Genomic DNA, 18,597 nt, shown 5'->3' with positions numbered 1-18,597 from the left:
GTTTACAGCAGTTGCCCCATAGTACTTTGTTTTAAGCCTTCACGCTGTTTGATCGTTTCAACATAACGGGTAATAGCAGGATGTGATTCAATCGCATTCATTTTTAACTGCCATAAAAGCATTGCTCCCACACTTACATCTGCTGCGGTAAATTGCTCACCACATACATACGGATTCGCTTCACTCAATCCCTGAACTAAAGCTTGATAAGCATCGTTGTAATCGCCATAGCCAACAAACATTTTTTGCTCAGGTGATACTTCTATGCCTAAAGCTTTATCAACACCTGCAGCTTCCCAAGGGCCCGCCATCACAAATAACCAACGATAGTACAAACCACGTTTCGGATCATTCAAGGCTGGTGCCAAACCTTTATCACTAAACTTATCAGCCAAATAAGCACAGATTGCACCCAACTCATAAATCACGACATCGCCATCTACCAATACCGGTACTTTTCCAAAAGGATTAAGTTTTAGATATTCAGGCGATTTCATCTCGGTCTTATATGCGACTTCAATTCGTTCACATTCAACACCCAACTCGACCAAAAGCCAGTCAATAACTACACCACGTGACTCTTTGTTAGTATAAAGTTTAAGGCTCATTCTTATTGCTCCTTGTTTATCGTAGTTCCTAGTTTACAAATAACTTTTGTCAGTTTTTGTCAGTAGTCCTTTGCATTTCTTGTTTCCACCATCTTTGAAACAGATGTTTTTTAAATTCAGGATATATTTCCTCACTCATTTGCAAGTCATGGATACGATCTATCCGAAAATGGCGAAATGCCTGCCGTAATTCACACCAAGCAGCAAGTACAACTTTGTCATGTAAATACCCTAAAGCAAAAGGCCAAAGTGAACGTTTACTTAACCGTTTTTGTTCATCGCAATAATCGACTTTTATTTTTACTTGTTTACGAATCGCTAAACGTACTTGTTCTACTAAAGCTTCATCAACCGGATGCCAGTAATGTGTAACGCCTAGCGTCATGTCATCGATCAAATATTTCCGGTGCTCGGGTAGAACTGCATAAAGTTTAGAGTAGATTGAAACGGCTGCCGATTTCATTGCCTGATCTGGAACGTCTTTCAACCACTCTAAAGCTAAAAATAGAGCTTCGGCTTCATTCTCATTAAAAGTAACCGTTGGTAATAAGATGTCTTCTTTAAGCTGAAAACCCAAGCCTGCTGAGGCATCAATTCTTACACCTTGCTCACGTAAGCTATCAATATCTCGATAGACACTTCGAACACTAATGTTTAAGCTTTCAGCCAAGACTTGTGCTGTGATTGGGTAACGGGCTTCACGGAGCTGTTGTAAAAGATTTAATAGACGAATTGAACGGCTCATTTTTCTCTTCTTATTGTTTTGTTATTCAGCTTAAAAAAAGAGGGAACGTATTCCCTCTTTAATACTATTTCAATTTAAGCGACATCTACAGTAGGTAACTGAGTATACCCTCTCAAAAAGCTGTGAAGCTCTTGTACATCTTTAGCAATCGTTAAAGGTTGAAACTTTTGCAGAACTTCAACCGAATGTACGCCATAGCCTACTCCAATACGCGGCATCCCTAAACGCTGTGCCATCTCAAGATCATAGCTGCTGTCACCAATCATAACCGCTTGCTCAACATTCACACCAGTTACAGTCAATATTTCCTGCAGCATGAGCGGATCTGGTTTTGAACGTGTTTCGTTGGCTGCCCGAGTCACATCAAAAAGATGAGTACTTTGTGTTTTTGCGATTACACGGTCTAACCCACGGCGGTTTTTACCCGTTGCAACTGCAAGCTTTAAACCTTGGGCTTTTAAATCATGGAGTAGTTCAGAAATACCTTCAAACCATGCGTCACTAGTCGAGTTCGCAATATAGTGATCGCCATATGCCTTTAAGATCGAGTCATGCAATTCTGGCGCTTCTGGAAATAAGGTCTGCATCACCTCAGGCAAGCCTAACCCAATAATACTTTTTGCAGCTTCATCGCTTAGAGACAATTCATGTTGCTCTGCTGCATGTTGTAGGCTCGCAACAATCTGGCCAACAGAGTTATATAAAGTTCCGTCCCAGTCAAAAATTACTAATTCGGTTTTCAGACTCATTTTGCTACTCTCAAAGCCTTTAATAACTGGGTCATGTCTTCCGGTAACGGCGCTTCAATCGGTGGATAACCCGGAATATCTAAACGCATCGCGTGTAAACATAAACGTCGTGCCTGCGGACCTGTGTACTCAGTGGTATGTCCATATTTATCATCACCCAACAACGGATGTCCAATACTTAAACCATGTACACGAATTTGATGGGTACGACCTGATAACGGCGATGCATGAACCAAAGTGGCATTTTTAAAACGCTCTGCAACAACCCATTCGGTTTTACTCGGTTTACCTTCTTTAGACACACGTACACGACGCTCGCCATTGGCTAACTCATAACGAAATAAAGGGGCATCAATGAGTTGTTTATCGAGACTCACCTGACCTTTTACAATTGCCGCATAAGTCTTACGAATTTTGTGCTCACGCAACATATCTTGTAGCAGCTTTAAAGTACTACGTTTTTTGCTAATCATGACCAGACCAGAGGTATCACGGTCAATGCGGTGAATTAGTTCTAAATATTTTTTACCTGTCGCTGCGCGTAAAGCCTCAATCAAACCATACGCCACACCACTACCGCCATGTACAGCAATACCTGATGGTTTATTGATGACTAACAGTCCTTCATCTTCATAGACCACACGGCTAAGTAGGCTCTGTGCTACACCATCACTCACAGGAGCAGCTGTTTCATCCTTTTGTTCATAGCGAATAGGTGCAACACGAATCTGATCTCCAATCTCTAATTTGGTCTCAGCTTTAATACGTTTTTTGTTTACACGAACCTGACCTTCACGAATCAAACGATAAATACGACTCTTAGGTACACCCTTTAAACGCGAAAACAGGAAATTATCAATTCGCTGTCCTGCTTGATGTTCATCCACCTCAAACCAAGTGACACTTTGCCATTGCTGTGTAGAATTCATACTAATATTTAAACCTGAAATTTTGCTAAATTTGATTAATAAATGACCGATTAGCTTAGTTTTTTCACAAGAAATCTAAGCTTAGCCCATAGGCAGATGCTGCAAGGTTTGATATAGTCAGCGCACGGATACCGCCGTAAGTGAACATCTAATAGGGAATTTCCCTGATTGAAACCTCAATCAAAATGATGCTTTCATCACCAGCTCGGATTGGTCCTAAAGAATTATGCCGACGCCGAAGGCTTATTATATCGGCAAAATGACAAACTGTTGCGTTTAATTCAGTTTGTTCAAAAAAATATGTTACCAACTCTAGTTGGTTATGGAACGTAAACTGATACACATCAGACAAATCGCTCCTTAATGTTGCCTTCAGGCTAAAGCGTTGATGCATTGGAACTGCCGAAAGCACCGATACGATGAGCATTCCGTATCAAACTTCCAAAAAGAAGTCACTTCGCGCCCAATGACAGTGAAAGTCATTAACCAATGCACCGCTCACCCGCCAGTGAAGCACTAAGGAAGTCCGATTTAAAGGTTGAAGCAGTATTGCCTACATCACAGACGAGAATCGAAGCTAAGGCTAAATGTAGCCGGTAACAGATGACTCAGACCACAAATATTTTGAGATCTGGGAAATGATCCGTCATGTTCGATGTTCGTTCAGAACCTTTAAGTTTGTGCGATATGTTTGTGTGGGTCACTATTAGGTGTCACACCCATGAAACGTATGTTGATTAATGCAACTCACGCAGAAGAAGTCCGCGTTGCACTTATCACTGGTAATCGTCTTTACGATTTTGATTTAGAGAATCGTACCCGAGAACAGAAAAAATCCAATATCTATAAAGGCCATGTAACCCGCGTAGAACCATCTTTAGAAGCTGTTTTTGTTGAATACGGCGCAGGCCGTCAAGGCTTCTTGTCTATGCGCGAAATTGCTAACAGTTATTTCCAAGCAGACCCACGACAAACTTCAAACATTCGTGAACTTATCACTGAAGGTACTGAATTACTTGTTCAAGTCGAAAAAGAAGAACGTGGCAATAAAGGTGCAGCTCTTTCTACCTTTATTTCACTTGCAGGACGTTATTTGGTTCTTATGCCAAACAACCCGAAAGGTGGCGGTATTAGTCGTCAAATTTCAGGTTCTGTACGTGAAGAGCTAAAAGAGATTCTAGCTTCTTTAAATTTACCACGTGGTATGAGCGTTATTGTACGTACCGCTGGTATTGGCCGTACCCAAGAAGAATTACAGTTAGACTTACAGCATTTGCTTGACCTTTGGGCACAAATCCAAGGCACAGCAAGCTCTGGTCCTTCTCCAATGCTGGTTCATCAAGAAGCTGGTGTTGTTACTCGCGCTATCCGCGATTATTTACGTGATGATGTTGCAGAAATTTTAATTGATAGCGAACAGGCTTATAACGAAGCTTATAACTTTGTTAAAGCAGTGATGCCTCGTCAATTAGACAAACTTAAAACTTATACTTTAAACGAGCCATTGTTTGCTCATTTTGGTATTGAAAGTCAAATTCAAACTGCTTATGAACGTGAAGTAAAACTTCCTTCTGGCGGTTCAATCGTGATTGACCAGACCGAAGCTTTAGTTTCAATCGACATTAACTCTGCGAAATCGACTCGTGGACATGACGTTGAAGAAACTGCGCTTAATACTAATTTAGAAGCAGCAGAAGAAATTGCTCGCCAACTTCGTCTTCGTGACATTGGTGGTTTAGTTGTAATCGACTTCATTGATATGACTAAAGAGCGCAACCAACGTATGGTTGAAGCAAAACTTCGTGAAGCAACTCAAAGCGATCGCGCACGTATTCAGTTTGGCCAACTTTCTCGTTTTGGCTTAATGGAAATGAGCCGTCAACGCTTACGTCCATCTCTTGAAGAAGCAACAGGTTATGTGTGCCCACGCTGTCATGGTACAGGCATGGTTCGTGACTTACGCTCACTTTCGCTTTCTATTATGCGTAAAGTAGAAGAGATCGCGCTTCGTGAACGTCATGGTGAAGTTCAGGTTGAAGTTCCAGTTGAAATTGCAGCCTTCTTGCTTAATGAAAAACGCCATAGTTTGGTGTATTTAGAGCAAACTTCTAGTGTTCGTGTGACTGTTTTGCCTCACCCGCACTTAGAAACACCTCACTACGAAATTCAGTACAATCCAGATGGATTTGCCCCATCTAGCTACGAACGTACTGAAGCAACTCGTTCAAGTGAAAAAGAGTTAGGTTATGAATCTTCTGAATGGCATTTAGAAGAAGCTGATCATGGCCATACTCATGCAGCCCCTGCTGCCAATAACGCAGCTAATCAAAAGAAAGTAAATCAAGCGGCTCAACCTGCTGCTCAGGCAAGCGCTCAAAAAGCAGCAAGCCCATGTGCATGGTTAGAAAACCTTTTTGTTCAAAAACAAGCTCAAACAGTTGATCAATCTCGCTCAGCACAAAATGCTGCTGCTGCAATTGAACAAATGGTGAATACAGGCGCTGTTAGCCGTGGGCAGTTTGGACAAGTTGTAGCACCAGCTGTTGCTGAAGTTACTTCGGCTCCATCTAACAATGCTTATATTTCTCAATCTCCTGTTAAGCAGGAAGCACGTGAGAATGTTGAAAAAGACGATAAAGTACAACAGCAGCGTCCAAACAACAAAAAACGTAAGCACAAAGAGCAACGTGAACAACATCAGCACCACCACAATCAAGAACCACAGCAACAACAGGTTCATGAAGAGGTTGTACAGTTATCACGCCAAGAGCAACGTGAATTAAAACGTCAACAAAAGCGTCAACAGCAAGACCAGCCGCATGCACAACATCAAAATGATGGGCAACAAGCTGAACATGCTGTACCACGTCGTGACCGTAATAACCAACAACGTCCAAACCGTCCGAATCGCCACCGCGATCCAAGCGTATTAAATGAAAATCAAAATACGCCGGCACCAGCAGTTGTTGATGAAAAACAAATTAAGGTTGATTTGATTGATGCTCCACAGCATGAAGTCATGAATACAGCCTTAGTCATCAATGTTGATCAAGCACAAAGCGAAATTATTGCTTTAACGCCTGAGCAACCTATTGAACGCCCTGAAAAAGCACCTGTTGTTGAAGCTACTCAAGAACCAGCTCCAGCACCAGTTGTGGCAGTGGAAGAGACGGTAACTGCTGAAGCAGAAGTTCCTCAACCAAAGGCTGAGAAAACTCAACCGCAAATTCAACGTGCAAGTAATGATCCTCGTATGCGTCGCCGTGAACAACGCAATGCAAAACGTGCTAAAGCTGCTGCACCATCAATTGCCCCATCGCAAATTCCAACGTTGGCGCAATATACAATTGGTAGCTTGATCCGTCATGTTTACGGTGAAGACTGCACAGTACTGATTGAACAGTTTGGTTTAGTTCCAACATTCAATCGTGCATTGCAAAAATTTGCAGAGCAATACGCAAGTACTCTAGTGACTGAAGTCGCAACTGAAGCTGAAGACAAAAAGCCTGTTACTCGTGATGCCGAGCTTCCAAGCAATAAGCCTTCACAAGAAGCAGAACCTGCGCCAGTACTTCCATTGACGCCACCAAAAGAAGCGACACCACGAGTTGCTAATGATCCGCGTGAACGCCGTCGTTTAGCGAAACTTGCAGCTGAACAAGCTTTTGAGCAAGTTAAACAACATTCTGCACCAGAAGAAGCTGCCCCTGTAGCTGAGACTGTGCAAGAAGCCGTTGTTGCTCCTACTGCTGAAACACAAGCACCTGTTGAATCAAAACAACAACCGCTTGAGCTTGATCAGCAAGTTGAAGTAGTAGCTAATGTAGAAGAGACACCAGCTGAACCTGTAGTAGAGGCTCCGGTTGCAAAACAGCCAAAAGCAGCTGCAAAAGCCAAAGCAGCTACAGAACAAGCTGTAGAGCCAACTGAAGCTCCTGCCGAGAGTGAATCAGAAGATTCTAAAGCTGATAAGGACAAACCAAGTCGTCCTCGTCGCCCTCGCGGCCGTCCACCAAAGAAAGCAAATCCTGTAGCTGAGTAAATCATTTGCTCAATTGCAGCTAATTTAAACAAACCTAGTCATTTCGATGACTAGGTTTTTTTTGTTATTTTTAACCAATTAGGTTGATTGCACTAGAAGAAAAGTTTTAAAAGCATGGTGAACCATGAAAAATACTGTACTTTTGCCAACGCAACCTTTTTTGGATTGATCGAAAAATAAATAGGATTGATATGAGCCAGACAACACAGACCGATATCATTACGCTTGGGGATGTTGCCACTAGACTTCCTAGCTTCATTCCCAAAGTACCCCATATCCTGAATGGTCTTAAACAGGCTTATTTAAGAACAGCAAATACACCAACTGGATTAGGTGTAGCTTTTGAGAAAGCTGTTAAGCGAAATCCGAAAGGTATTGCTTTATTATTTGAAGATCAAAGTTACTCATATGAAGCTTTAAATGAATGGGCTAACCAGATTTCTCACTATTATTTATCTCTCGGCGCACGTAAAGGTGATGTGATTGCCGTAATGGTTGAGAACCGTTCTGAGCTTATTGCCACTATTGTGGGCTTAGCTAAAATTGGGGTAACGATTGCGCTTGTAAATACATCTCAAGTCGGTAAAGTTCTCGCTCATAGTATCAATCTTGTAAAACCAATTGCAGTCATTGCGGGTGAAGAAGTTCGTGCTGCAATTGATGAAATTCGTCAAGACTTAAACGTTCCTAAAGACCGTTTTCACTGGTTTGCAGATCAGACTACTCGTCAAGATGCAGGAACGGCACCTCAAGGTTATGCCAATCTTGCAATAGAAATTGATCAATTCCCGAAATTCAATCCATCGACCACACACTCTGTTCATGGTAATGATGGTCTGTTTTATATTTATACTTCGGGAACAACAGGATTACCAAAAGCAGTTATTTTTAAACATAGTCGCTGGACACTCGCATATGGCACTTATGGCCACATTTTAAACCTTGGCCCAAATGATGTGATGTATGTCACTTTACCGCTGTACCATGCAACAGGTGTGGTGGTGTGCTGGTGTGGAGTGATTGCAGGAAGCTCTACGCTTGCCATTCGACGTAAATATTCAACCAGTGCTTTCTGGAAAGATGTTCAGAAGTTTAATGCGTCTGCAATCGGTTATGTAGGTGAACTTTGCCGTTACTTAATGGATGCTCCAACTACAGAGCTTGACCGTGCTCACCGTGTAACCAAAATGATTGGTAACGGCATGCGTCCGAACATCTGGGATAAATTCAAACAGCGTTTTGGTGTTGAAGAAGTTCTTGAACTTTATGCTTCAAGTGAAGGCAATGTCGGCTTTAGTAATATTTTCAACTTTGATAATACGGTAGGCTTCTCCCCTATGCCGTATGCAGTCATTCAATTTGATAAAGAAAAGAATGAGCCTGTACGCGATAAAAATGGCTGGTGCAAAAAAGTTAAAGCAGGTGAAGTCGGTTTATTGGTAGGTAAAATTACCAGTCGCTCTCCATTTGATGGCTATACTGACCCAGAAAAGAACAAATCTGTGATTCTGCAAGATGTCTTTAAAAAAGGTGACTCATATTTCAACACAGGTGATCTTGTTCGTAATATTGGTTTCCGTCACGCTCAGTTTGTTGACCGCTTAGGTGATACCTTCCGCTGGAAAGGCGAAAATGTATCTACCACAGAAGTTGAAAACATGGTGTGTGAATATGACAAGATCGCTGAAGCTGTGGTTTATGGCGTAGAAATTCCAAATACCAATGGTCGTGCAGGTATGGCAGCAATCACACTTGCTGATGGTGCTGAATTAAATGACACTGACTTAACAGAAATGGTGACTGTATTTAAAAAATGCTTACCTGCTTATGCGGTACCAGTGTTTTTACGTATACAGGCTAAAGTTGAAACCACAGGTACTTTTAAGTACCAAAAGAATAAATTGAAGGAAGATGCATTTAATCCAAGCAAAACTTCTGAACGTTTACTCGCTTTATTGCCTGGTGAAAGCAGTTACTGTGACATCACAACTGAAATTTTTGACAACATTCAGGCATATAAATACCGTTTTTAGTTCATTTTTTAGCTAAACAAGAGGAAATCGTGCTTTTTATAGGCAATCATGCAAATGTTTTTAAATTTCCTCTTGTGTTAGTTGAATAACTTGCTAAAATACGCGACATCAAAACGATACGGGTCGTTAGCTCAGTTGGTAGAGCAGCGGACTTTTAATCCGTTGGTCCCGCGTTCGAGTCGCGGACGACCCACCACTTATCTGTTTTGAACCTATTTGGGTCGTTAGCTCAGTTGGTAGAGCAGCGGACTTTTAATCCGTTGGTCCCGCGTTCGAGTCGCGGACGACCCACCAAATTCTAAAAAGCCTCTCAGTTCGAGAGGCTTTTTTTATTGTTAATGTATTTTAGTTTTATGACTAAAAGATGACGATGCACTTCTTATATAGAACATCCCTAGCCCATTCCATAAAGATTTCCAAACGTTTAGGAATATAACTCCGGTTCGGATATAAAATATTAAGTGGAAGCGATTGAGCAGTATAGGCGCTTAGTACTTCAACTAAAGTTCCCTGCTCGATTTTATCCTGAACATCGTAGTATGGAAGTTGAATAATTCCCAAACCTGCAATAGCCGCTGCAATATAGGCTTCCGTATTATTCACGCTTAAAGCACTATCCATCATCACAGCTCCATCTTGATATGAAAATACGCCCTGTTTTTCTCCTACGGCTCCCGCATAGTTAATGAGTTTGTGTTGAGATAGATCTTCTAATTGTTCAGGAATACCGTACTGTTCTAAATAGTCAGCACTTGCACAGTTCACCATAATCAAGTTACCAACGAACTTCGCAATTAAACTACTATTATCTAGCTGCCCCACCCGAACAACACAATCGATTCCTTTCTCGATTAAGTCAGTGATGTCATCAGAGCTATGAAGTTGTAAATGGATATCTGGATAGCGACTATAAAAATCGGGAAGTTCAGGAATAATCACTTGGTGTACGATTCGGCTGGGCATTGAAATTTTTAGCGTGCCACGGTAATGCTGCTTTTGTGCCTGTATAAGCTGTTCGAGCTGTTCATAATCAAATAATAGATTTTGACACTCAGGTAATATTCGTTGTCCATCTTGAGTGAGACTTACTTTACGCGTAGTACGATGAAATAAGCGTACTCCATAGTGAGTTTCTAACTGTTGAATAGCACTCGTTACTGTCGAGCGAGGTAAATCAAGCTGATTTGCCACTTCACTAAAGCTTTGTCGTTTAGCGACTTCTGTAAAAATAAAAAATTGCTGCAACCGATCCATTTAATTGTTCGTATTTTTTGAATAGTTAAACCAAACTAGCATAATTGATCAAAAATTACCGCCAATCTAGACTAAAAACACATTAAAACAAGTCATCATAGGAACAACCATCATGACAACTCATACTCTGAAAGATAAAGTTGTACTGATTACGGGCGGTGCAAAAAACTTAGGTGGACTGATTAGCCGCAGGTTTGCAGAACAAGGCGCAAAAATTGCAATTCACTACAATAGCGCTGAAACTCAAGCAGATGCAGAACAGACACTTGCAGATGTAACAGCATTCGGTGTAGATGCCGTTTTAATTCAGGCAGACCTAACGGATATTGATAATATCGAAAAGCTATTCTTAGACACTAAGCAGCATTTTGGCGGAATTGATATTGCCATTAATACAGTTGGAAAGGTTTTAAAGAAATCTTTTTTAGATACCACAGAACAAGAGTTTGATAGCATGAGCGATATCAACTCAAAAATTGCCTATTTCTTTATTCAATCGGCAGGTCGTCATTTAAATGACGGCGGCAAGATTTGTTCAATCGTGACTTCTCTTCTTGCAGCCTACACTGGACTCTATTCAACCTATGAAGGTTTAAAAGCACCTGTTGAGCATTACACACGTGCTGCATCAAAAGAATTTGGTGATCGTCAGATTTCTGTGACTGCTGTTGCACCTGGGCCTATGGATACACCTTTCTTTTATGGTCAGGAATCTGCCGAAGCAGTGGCTTACCATAAATCAGCTTCAGCTTTAGGTGGACTCACCAAAATTGAAGATATTGAACCTCTAGTTCGCTTTTTGGTAACTGATGGTTGGTGGATTACAGGACAGACTATTTTTGCAAACGGCGGCTATACCACTCGCTAAAATAAAAAAAGCCGCATCTGATGACGCGGCTTTTAGTTTGTTTAATTATAAAAACTCTTCAAGCACTGAGTTTAAGAAAATATGGCCTTGCTCCGTACAGGCTAAACGGGAAACATCATCTACCAGTAGTTTTCTAGCTCGTAGAGAAGTGAGTACTTCATTTAAGTGACCCAGGCTTAAACCTGTACGCTGCTCATATAACTCAGCTTTTACACCATCATTTAGACGTAAAGCATTCATCATAAACTCAAAAGGTAGCTCTTCTGCCTCAATCTTTTTCATTTGCAAATGTTCGGCTGGAACCTTAGCCAAATAGTCTTTTGGCAAACGAGTCTTTTGGAAACGATATACACCATCTGGTCGGATTACTTTGCCATGTGCCCCTGCACCAATCGCAAGGTAATCACCAAATTCCCAATAATTTAAATTATGAGCTGAAGGCTGCTCTTTACGCCAAGCCGACACTTCATAATTTATAAAACCATTGGCTTTTAGATAAGCTTCACCCTGCTCTTGAATATCTTCTAACACCTCATCTTGAGGTAAAACGGGCTGCGTACGGAAGAATATGGTGTTTGGCTCAATAGTCAGTTGATACCAACTGATATGTGTCGCGCCATGCTCTACAGCCATCTTTAAATCATAAAGTGCTTGCTCTAGCGTTTGCTCAGGTAGGCCATGCATTAAATCGACATTAACTCGCTTAAAGCCTGCTTGTCGTGCCTGCTCAATTGCATCCATAGCATTGTTGACTGAATGAATACGCCCAAGCTTTTGCAAGTGCTCTGTATTAAAAGTCTGCACACCAATCGATAAACGGTTAATACCTGCTTCTAAATAGCCTGCAAACGGATCATGTTCTAGTGTTCCGGGATTTGCCTCTAGGGTGATTTCACAGCCATCTTCAAATTTGAGCAATGACTTAAGCTGTTCAAACAGCCACGCATAGCCTTTAGCAGAAATAAGTGAAGGCGTTCCACCACCAATAAATACACTATGAATTGAACGTCCCTGAGCCATCTCAACTTGAGTTTCAAAGTCGGCCACCAACGCCTTTAAATAGGTTTGCTCGAGTTCTGCCGAAAGCGCTCCATCTGGTACGGCATGCGAGTTAAAGTCACAATATGGACATTTACGCACGCACCAAGGCATATGGATATATAAAGATAAAGGAACAGAAGCAGGATTTAATACGGCCAAGGAGCAGGTCCAATTTACACAATATTTCTATTTTAACATGACTGCATCAATGGGCTTATGAAAACATACCTTAATTGCTTTAGACTGTTTTTAAACATACTTAAATATTGATAAAAATGATGAAATTCTCTAGTCAACTTTTCCTGATCTTACCTCTAGCTATGGGAATCGGTGTTGCCATGGCTTTTCAGACTGCAATCAATGCTCAACTGCGCGAGCAACTACACTCACCGTTGCAAGCAGCTTTATTATCATTTTTCATAGGTACTATTGTTTTAGCCGTTATGGTTTTTTTCCAAAGTGCCGAAAAGCCCTCTTTAAGTGAAATATCAAATATTCCATGGCTTCTTTGGACAGGAGGATTCCTTGGGGTTTATGCAATTAGCATGAGCATTTATACTGCACCTAAACTTGGTTTTTTAACCTTTACAGGGCTAGTCGTTTTTGGGCAATTGCTCATTTCAATGTTGCTTGACCATTTTGGTTGGTTAGGTACAGAAAAGACACCTGTTACATGGCAACGGTTTCTGGGTGGCGTGATCATCTTTGTCGGTGTGTTACTCACTTTGCAACGTTAGCTTCATTTTTATATTTAAAAAGAGTACCTTTTGTGTCGAATGTCACATCTTTTCGGTCTGAATTAAAACAACTCTTCCACTTAATGCTACCGATTTTAATTACACAGTTTGCTCAAGCGGGATTTGGGTTAATTGACACTATTATGGCTGGGCATTTATCTGCAACCGATTTAGCAGCAATTGCGGTAGGTGTGGGCTTATGGATCCCAGTCATGCTCCTGTTCAGTGGCATTATGATTGCAACTACACCTTTGGTCGCTGAAGCAAAGGGCGCAAGAAATACAGAACAAATTCCTGTCATTGTTCGTCAATCCTTATGGGTCGCCATCATTTTAGGCGTAATGGCTATGCTCATTTTGCAGCTTATGCCGTTTTTCTTACATGTGTTTGGCGTACCAAAAAGCTTACAGCCTAAAGCAAGTTTATTTTTACATGCGATTGGTTTAGGCATGCCAGCTGTGACCATGTACGCAGCCCTACGCGGTTATTCTGAGGCTTTAGGCCATCCACGTCCTGTAACGGTCATTAGTTTACTGGCCTTAGTGGTTTTAATCCCTTTAAACATGATTTTTATGCATGGATTAGGGCCAATACCTGCATTAGGTAGCGCAGGCTGTGGTTTTGCAACCTCCATTTTACAGTGGCTCATGCTAATTACTTTAGCTGGCTATATTTATAAAGCTTCGGCTTACCGTAACACGTCTATTTTTAGCAGATTCGATAAAATTAACCTGACTTGGGTAAAAAGAATCTTACAGCTTGGCCTACCCATCGGTTTAGCCGTGTTCTTTGAAGTCAGTATTTTTAGTACAGGTGCATTGGTACTTAGCCCACTAGGTGAAGTCTTTATTGCAGCGCATCAAGTTGCAATTTCAGTTACCTCTGTGCTGTTTATGATCCCGCTTTCACTTGCGATTGCCCTGACCATTCGTGTGGGAACCTATTATGGTGAAAAGAACTGGGCTTCGATGTACCAAGTCCAAAAGATTGGTCTAAGCACGGCAATATTTTTTGCCTTATTGACCATGTCTTTTATTGCTCTAGGTCGTGAACAAATTGTCTCGGTTTATACTCAAGATATAGATGTAGTTCCTGTTGCCATGTATTTACTCTGGTTTGCAATGGGTTATCAGCTGATGGATGCATTGCAAGTGAGTGCCGCAGGCTGTTTAAGAGGGATGCAAGATACGCAAGCACCGATGTGGATTACACTCATGGCATATTGGGTGATTGCTTTTCCTATCGGACTTTATTTAGCACGTTATACCCATTGGGGTGTAGCTGGCGTATGGTTAGGCTTAATTATTGGTTTAAGCATTGCTTGTGTTTTATTACTTTCAAGGCTTTATTTAAATACAAAACGTTTAAGCAAAACCTAATAAAAAAGCCGATTATTCATCGGCTTTTTTATTTTATGCAGACTTGGCTCGCGGGCTTGCTCCAATTTGCCAGACAAAGGGCAAATCGGTACGGTTTACTTCCCAATCTCCAATCACCTTTTCTTTATAGATGAGCGGATTATGTGAAGACACCGTTCGAGCATTACGCCAGAAACGGTCGAGTTGTTTGACCTGACTACTTGCTGACGCGCCCAAAGCATTAAATAATTGGCTGGTTAAGTCGAGTACCAAATTAGAAATCACCACCTGTCCTTGCGCCGACTCAAGCTCTGCATCTACATTAAACTGATGTTCTTTCACCTCTAACTCACTAAAGTGACTTTCATAAGCCTTCTGCAATGCTTCAGCTGTTTTAATCGTAATTGCTAGACTTCCGTAAGCTTGAGCAGAGGCTTTACCCACCACCTGTAAAACTTGTGGGTCATGACGAACAATGTCTCCATTACCATGACTAAAAATACGTTTTCTCTCACGAATCTCCTGACTAAAAGTTTCTACTGCCGCATGTGCAATACCCGTTAAAGTTGCAAGATGGACGACTTGATAAAAAGCAGTTTGATATTTAAAACGCTGGTCAAATGGAATAAGGTGCGAAGCCGGCAAGTGAACCTGATGTACTTTTAAAGTACCGCTACCCGTCGTCTTTTGACCAAAGCCATCCCAATCATCAATCACACTCACGCCTGTTTCATGGCGATAAATAGCAGCAATCACATGGCGGTCATTTACTTCATCGTAAGCAAATAAATCGATCCAGTCAGCAAAGATACTTCCCGTTGAATAGTACTTTTCACCATTCACTACCAAGTTGCCCGAAGCATCTTTGGTTACTCGTGTAACGACATCACCGATTTGCACATTTCCAACTTCGGTCCATGCATTCCCAACTAAATCACCTTGTACAAAACGCTGAAACCAAACCTCTTGTGAGTGCTCTTTATGGGCAACTAAGCGGTCTTCAACAAAAGCGAAGTGTCCACGCAAAGCTTGCACAATATTCGAGTCTGCTTGTGCTAACTCTGCTAAAAGCTGGAAAAGTTGCGGTAATGACACCCCATCTCCACCATATTTAACCGGAACACGTACCGCACCTAACTTGAGTTCTTTTAACCACTGAATCGGTTCAAAAGGCAAGATTCGTTCTTTTTCTCGCTGAATTGCACCTTGGGCAATTTTTTCAAAAACTGGGCGAAATCTACTTGCGACCTTTTCATAATCGGCGCCTACAGATAGTTCTTCTAATTCAATTTGGGTAATCGTCATCTTTATTCTCCTAATCTTATTTTTTCTTCACTTTAGCTCCATGCATGACGAGGTGGATGGATGCCATTGAGGTAGTAATTACCGACAATGTGATATTTCCAACGCACTGGATCATGCAAGGTATGAGTACGCGCATTACGCCAATGGCGGTCCAGATTAAGCTCAGACAAGGTTGACCGTGTTCCAGACAACTCAAAAAGCTTATTCGCTGCTAAAATCGCAACTTCTGTAGTGAGTACTTTTGCTTCAGCAACCAGTAATGTGGCTTGGTTTACATGCTCTTCTGTCGTGTCGGCAATCGCTTGATCAATCGCATCTCCTGCTAAATCTAATACCGCTTCTGCCGCACGAAGTTTTATTTTTAAATCACCAATGTTTGCAATCGTATAGGGATCATCACTCGCTTTTTCCAAACCTGAATCGACCCATGCACGACTATGATTTTTGACATAGTGAATTGTTTCTTCAATTGCGCCACGTGCAATACCAGCATCAACAGCAGCTTGAATAAATTGTGAAATTGCACCTGCTGGGGTAGGACGCTCAAAAGCCTGATAAATCGGAATTAGATATTCTTCACGTACTGGAACTTGATTAAGTTCAACGGTTCCACTGGCCGTGGTTCTTTGCCCGAAACCAGACCAGTCATTAATAATATTCACCCCTGAAGTTTCCCGAGGAACTAGCGCCGCATAAGGTTGCCCCTCTTCATTTACAGCGACAATAGGAACCCAATGCGCAAGCAATGCACCTGTTGCAAAAAACTTCTTGCCATTAATTTCATAACCGTGCTCGGTCTTTCGTAATGTGGTAGTGAGGTCAGCCACCGTTTTGCTATGTTTTTCTGAAAAGGCATTGCCAAAACGAATCCCTCTCAACACTAAGTTAAAGAAAAATTGTTGTTGTTCTGGGCCTGCATCAAGGCGTAAATGTTCAATAAAAGCCAAGTGATTTTGAGGAAGCTGTGCAAGAGATGGGTCAACACTCGCAATTGTTTTGATGACCTCAGCCAAGGTTCGATATTTAACTTGGGCACCACCAAATTGCTTGGGAACCGTAATAGCCCATAAGCCACTTTGTGAGAACTGTTGAATTTCGTTTAGAGGTAAACGGCGCTCTTTGTCTCGCTCAGATGCTTCTTGTGCAAACTCTTGAGCAAGTTGTTTGGCAAGCTCAATTGCCTCTTCATCAGAACGAATAATATGCGCATCTTTTGACTGCTCAAACACAGATAAAGGAACCGCCTGAGACCGCCCATGGGCCGAACTTAAACTTGTCATAACTTTTGTTATCTCTATTTTTATTTAACCTGTCATTCACATTACCACCAAAAAAACAGGCACTTTATAGATATTAAAGCTTTGTTTATGAAATGGATTTTCACAAGCTTTTCATATTTTTTACTATAAAAATAACATTTTGTTTTTCGAAAAATTTCTTACATGAGATAAACAATTTCATATAGGCTTTTTAAGCTTTGTCACCTATGATCAAAACTAGGCAATATTATGTTGTAGTCAATGAGGTATCGAAGATATGGCAAAGAATGCAAGTTCACCCGGCAAACGATTTATGAAACTTGCAGGAATGACCGCGAGCATTGCAACGAAAACCGTTTCTAACTCGATTCGAAACTTGACCGCAGATGAAGAACAAAAGCTGGCTTCAAAAACCAAGTTATTTCAGGATATTGGTTTGCAAATTGCCGACACCTTAGGCGAAATGAAAGGTGCCGTCATGAAGGTCGGCCAAATTGCATCACAATATAAAGATATTTTCCCACCCGAGGTCGCTAAAGCAATTTCTAAGTTACAGCGCCAAGCTCCACCTATGCCCTTTGCTGCTATTCAACAACAAGTTGAACGTGAGCTTGGAAAGCCGCTGAATGTTGCCTTTAAATCTTTTGATCAAGAACCTTTTGCAGCTGCTTCAATTGGACAAGTTCACAAAGCTGTCTTGCCAAGTGGCGAGCAAGTTGTTGTTAAAGTGCAATATCCGGGTGTTGATGAAGCCTGTGAAAGTGACTTAAAACAAGTACGTTTGGCACTTCGTTTAATGGGTGTGCTTAAAATTGATAAAAAGCTACAAGATCAGCTTTTTGCAGAGATTCAAGATAGTCTGTCAGCAGAGCTTAACTATGAAATCGAGGCTCAAAACCTTGAAGTTTTCAAAACATTTCATAGCCAATTAGATGACAAAATTATCATCCCGACTGTTTATAAAGATTACTCTTCAAGACGTATTTTAACCTTGAGTCTCGAACAAGGTGACAGCATTGAAACTGCCAGCGCTTGGCCTATCGAAATTCGAAATACCATTGGACGCCGCTTGATTCGTGCTTTAGGTCAGGAAATGTTCTTTTTAAAACGTTTTCACTGTGACCCTCATCCGGGTAACTTTGCTTTCCGCCAAGATGGCAGTGTCATTATTTATGACTATGGCAGTGTTAAAACGCTTTCAAATGAAATCGTGCAGCACTTTAAACGCTTAGTAAATGCAGCTCGCCATGAAAATATCGATTTGATCGAAACAGAATTATTTGAACTACATTCACTTGCTGAAAAAGGCAAATTCCCGAGTGATCTATATAAACTCTGGATTGAAGTATTGTTACGTCCGCTTACCACCACTTATAATTTTGCAGAGAACTCATCACATCATGATGGCATGTTACTTGTGAAAAAATCTTTGAAGTATTGGGATGTCTTTAAACCATCACCAGATACTTTAATGGTCAACAGAACCATTTCAGGACATTACTGGAACCTGATTCACTTAAAAGTTCATGACAATCTAAACGATCTATTTGAAGAGCTTGTTCCACCTTCTAACTAACTTAATTTACTGATCAGTGTAGCCTTTTATGGGTTACATTGACTTTTTAATTGTTATGTTATAACATTTCTTTAATCAAAAATAATTTAGGAC

14 protein-coding genes and 2 tRNA genes are annotated in these 18,597 nt (G+C 41.2%); 8 read left to right on the top strand and 8 right to left on the bottom strand.

All coding sequences use genetic code 11. The annotated features are described in order from the left end of the window. Positions 1 to 2 precede the first annotated feature (2 nt). From MKL51_RS01425 to MKL51_RS01410, 4 genes are all read right to left on the bottom strand, one after another. Complete coding sequence (locus MKL51_RS01425) at positions 3 to 608, bottom strand: glutathione S-transferase family protein (RefSeq protein ID WP_005079230.1); 606 nt, start codon at positions 606 to 608, stop codon at positions 3 to 5. 49 nt (positions 609 to 657) lie between these two features. Next, positions 658 to 1,353 (bottom strand): helix-turn-helix transcriptional regulator, encoded by a 696-nt coding sequence (locus tag MKL51_RS01420; protein WP_107908865.1) that lies wholly within the window; start codon positions 1,351 to 1,353, stop codon positions 658 to 660. A 74-nt stretch (positions 1,354 to 1,427) separates the two neighbouring features. Beyond that, on the bottom strand, positions 1,428 to 2,102 hold the full coding sequence (locus tag MKL51_RS01415) for an HAD-IA family hydrolase (RefSeq protein ID WP_005079234.1): 675 nt from the start codon (positions 2,100 to 2,102) through the stop codon (positions 1,428 to 1,430). Next, entirely contained in the window at positions 2,099 to 3,031 is a 933-nt protein-coding gene (locus tag MKL51_RS01410) for an RluA family pseudouridine synthase (protein ID WP_005079237.1), read from the bottom strand. Before MKL51_RS01410 ends, MKL51_RS01415 begins: the two co-directional genes overlap by 4 nt. Before the next feature lie 721 nt (positions 3,032 to 3,752). Between MKL51_RS01410 and MKL51_RS01405 the strand changes: the two genes are divergently transcribed. The 4 genes from MKL51_RS01405 to MKL51_RS01390 all read left to right on the top strand — a co-directional run bounded on the left by MKL51_RS01405 (position 3,753) and on the right by MKL51_RS01390 (position 9,400). After that, entirely contained in the window at positions 3,753 to 7,073 is a 3,321-nt protein-coding gene (locus tag MKL51_RS01405; RefSeq protein ID WP_005079240.1) for an Rne/Rng family ribonuclease, read from the top strand. A 191-nt stretch (positions 7,074 to 7,264) separates the two neighbouring features. Next, entirely contained in the window at positions 7,265 to 9,106 is a 1,842-nt protein-coding gene (locus tag MKL51_RS01400) for a long-chain-acyl-CoA synthetase (protein ID WP_005079242.1), read from the top strand. Between the two features lie 120 nt (positions 9,107 to 9,226). Continuing rightward, a tRNA-Lys gene (locus MKL51_RS01395) sits at positions 9,227 to 9,302 on the top strand. A 22-nt stretch (positions 9,303 to 9,324) separates the two neighbouring features. Continuing rightward, a tRNA-Lys gene (locus tag MKL51_RS01390) sits at positions 9,325 to 9,400 on the top strand. A gap of 63 nt (positions 9,401 to 9,463) precedes the next feature. Here the strand turns inward: MKL51_RS01390 and MKL51_RS01385 are convergent. After that, the gene (locus MKL51_RS01385) at positions 9,464 to 10,360 is read right to left on the bottom strand and encodes a LysR family transcriptional regulator (protein WP_005079244.1); all 897 of its coding nucleotides are present in this window, start codon (positions 10,358 to 10,360) and stop codon (positions 9,464 to 9,466) included. 112 nt (positions 10,361 to 10,472) lie between these two features. On the opposite strand from MKL51_RS01385, the gene MKL51_RS01380 reads away from it, so the two are divergent. After that, on the top strand, positions 10,473 to 11,228 hold the full coding sequence (locus MKL51_RS01380; RefSeq protein ID WP_005079248.1) for an SDR family oxidoreductase: 756 nt from the start codon (positions 10,473 to 10,475) through the stop codon (positions 11,226 to 11,228). A 45-nt stretch (positions 11,229 to 11,273) separates the two neighbouring features. Here the strand turns inward: MKL51_RS01380 and hemW are convergent, their stop codons facing one another. After that, entirely contained in the window at positions 11,274 to 12,428 is a 1,155-nt protein-coding gene (gene hemW / locus MKL51_RS01375; protein ID WP_005079251.1) for a radical SAM family heme chaperone HemW, read from the bottom strand. Positions 12,429 to 12,544: 116 nt separating this feature from the next. On the opposite strand from hemW, the gene MKL51_RS01370 reads away from it, so the two are divergent. Next, positions 12,545 to 13,006: a DMT family transporter gene (locus tag MKL51_RS01370; RefSeq protein WP_005065993.1), complete on the top strand. Its 462-nt coding sequence runs from the start codon at positions 12,545 to 12,547 to the stop codon at positions 13,004 to 13,006. A gap of 32 nt (positions 13,007 to 13,038) precedes the next feature. Further along, positions 13,039 to 14,385, top strand: coding sequence for a multidrug efflux MATE transporter AbeM (abeM, locus tag MKL51_RS01365; protein ID WP_005079254.1), 1,347 nt, complete (start codon positions 13,039 to 13,041; stop codon positions 14,383 to 14,385). 33 nt (positions 14,386 to 14,418) lie between these two features. Here abeM and MKL51_RS01360 read toward each other — a convergent pair whose 3' ends face one another. Together MKL51_RS01360 and MKL51_RS01355 are read right to left on the bottom strand one after the other, a co-directional pair. Beyond that, the gene (locus MKL51_RS01360) at positions 14,419 to 15,669 is read right to left on the bottom strand and encodes an acyl-CoA dehydrogenase family protein (protein WP_002115020.1); all 1,251 of its coding nucleotides are present in this window, start codon (positions 15,667 to 15,669) and stop codon (positions 14,419 to 14,421) included. 32 nt (positions 15,670 to 15,701) lie between these two features. Next, entirely contained in the window at positions 15,702 to 16,949 is a 1,248-nt protein-coding gene (locus MKL51_RS01355; RefSeq protein ID WP_002114788.1) for an SfnB family sulfur acquisition oxidoreductase, read from the bottom strand. A 256-nt stretch (positions 16,950 to 17,205) separates the two neighbouring features. Here MKL51_RS01355 and MKL51_RS01350 point away from each other — a divergent pair, with 256 nt between their 5' ends. Beyond that, on the top strand, positions 17,206 to 18,504 hold the full coding sequence (locus tag MKL51_RS01350; protein ID WP_002115159.1) for an ABC1 kinase family protein: 1,299 nt from the start codon (positions 17,206 to 17,208) through the stop codon (positions 18,502 to 18,504). Positions 18,505 to 18,597 lie beyond the last annotated feature (93 nt).

The sequence above is a fragment of the Acinetobacter sp. AOR18_HL genome (assembly GCF_027855145.1).
In the GTDB taxonomy this organism is placed as follows: domain Bacteria; phylum Pseudomonadota; class Gammaproteobacteria; order Pseudomonadales; family Moraxellaceae; genus Acinetobacter; species Acinetobacter pittii.
Note: the sequence above shows the minus strand (reverse complement) of the source record. Positions and strands in the feature narration are given on the sequence as shown.